Origin of the sequence: Bacillus fungorum, assembly GCF_002746455.1 — a bacterium.
Lineage (GTDB): Bacteria > Bacillota > Bacilli > Bacillales > Bacillaceae_G > Bacillus_A > Bacillus_A fungorum.
Genome location: NZ_NWUW01000114.1, coordinates 1 through 1,478 on the forward strand (window position 1 = coordinate 1; position 1,478 = coordinate 1,478).

Sequence of the window (1,478 nt, forward strand, 5' to 3'; positions counted from 1 at the left end):
AATTTTTGCATCCCTTATCACTCCTTCTTAATTTTCGGTCTTTCGGAATCGAAATCCACTTAATATAGAATTTTTCTTTTGGTTCAGCAATTCGTTTGGTAGTAATAACTCTGCTATCTTCTTCATTATTCCTTCTAACTCTCTATAATAGTTACGACTTGATAGTAAAGTGCTACTATTTAACTGTGCTTCAAATACATCCTCAATTCCATAAGGTGGTATAGCTGCTAATAACTTCTGCCCTAAACATTCTTCCACTACCTCGTGTTTTAACAATGATGATGAAAACCTATTCCCAATGATTCTCGTTTTCTCTAAAGCTAAGTAAGAAACGAGCTTTCTCCCTTTTGGTGTAAGAGGATGCGCTATCTTTAGCAATTGATGTAGATCTGGTTCGGCTACAAAGAATATGTAATCTGCCATTTCACATATCTCATGGTATAAATCTTTATCCCAATCACTCCCCGCATCAATAATAGAAATAGGTGCTTCTTGGTTACCCAATAAAACCTTAATAAAATGGTCAAAGTCCTGTTCTGTTTCATTTTTTAATTCCTGGTCTACAATAGGATTCTTTACGATATAATTTATTTTTCCTTGCTTCCACTTTGGAATCGATAATATATCGGATTCCTTCTGTAACATCTCCTTATACCGCAGTAGCATAAATTCACTACGATAGTTTTCTGGTGCTTCTGTATATCCCTGTAATAACGGATACGTATAGCCATCATCATATAGATTCTCTATATAATTCACATCAATCTGTAGTTCATTCAAATAGGCAGCTAGGAGATGTGAAACAAAAGTAGCTCCACTTCTCCTATTCATACTGGCCACAACAATTGTTTTCCTTGGAATTGCTATACCAATCTGTTTCTCATATACAGGTTCAAATGATAATTTAAACTGCTTTTTAATAATTGGTGCTTTGGGCGTCTCCTCTGGAACAGACTTACGCTTTTGCTTATTTTTAAATAGTTTGTTGGATTTAGAAGCAGGTTCCCTGTTGCCACCTTCCTCTAATTCACTTGATACGTCCTTTTCTTCCTCATCAACAGGAACCTCAGGCAACTTTGTTTGTTGCGGTGCCTGACTTGTTCCTACAATCTCTGCTACATTTTTAATATCCGATTCCTGCAGCAACTGCGGGATTACTTTATTATCAATATCAATTTTACGAGAGTTAAAAATGTCATAGATACCTAGATAAATCAGTTTCGCCAAAAACTCATCATCATTTTCACGCTCTGTAAATACCACAATACGAATATCCCGATTAAATCGAATATCTCTTAGTTTCTGTAAAATAATTAATTCTCGTTGTTCTTCATGTCCCGCATCAATATTTAAACGTTTGTCATTAATACATAAAATATTGGGTTGTTCCATATCTAGAATTTCATCTAGATACTTGATGTGCATCACATCACTATCAGCTACTTCAAATCCCGCACCAATAAAATCCTCACGTAAAT

The 1,478-nt window shown here is 35.0% G+C and carries 1 protein-coding gene; it reads right to left on the bottom strand.

The window, feature by feature from the left end:
* Positions 1-27: 27 nt before the first annotated feature.
* On the bottom strand, positions 28-1,478 hold a 1,451-nt coding region (locus CO726_RS30875), incomplete at its 5' end, for a CpaE/TadZ family protein (RefSeq protein WP_099686821.1).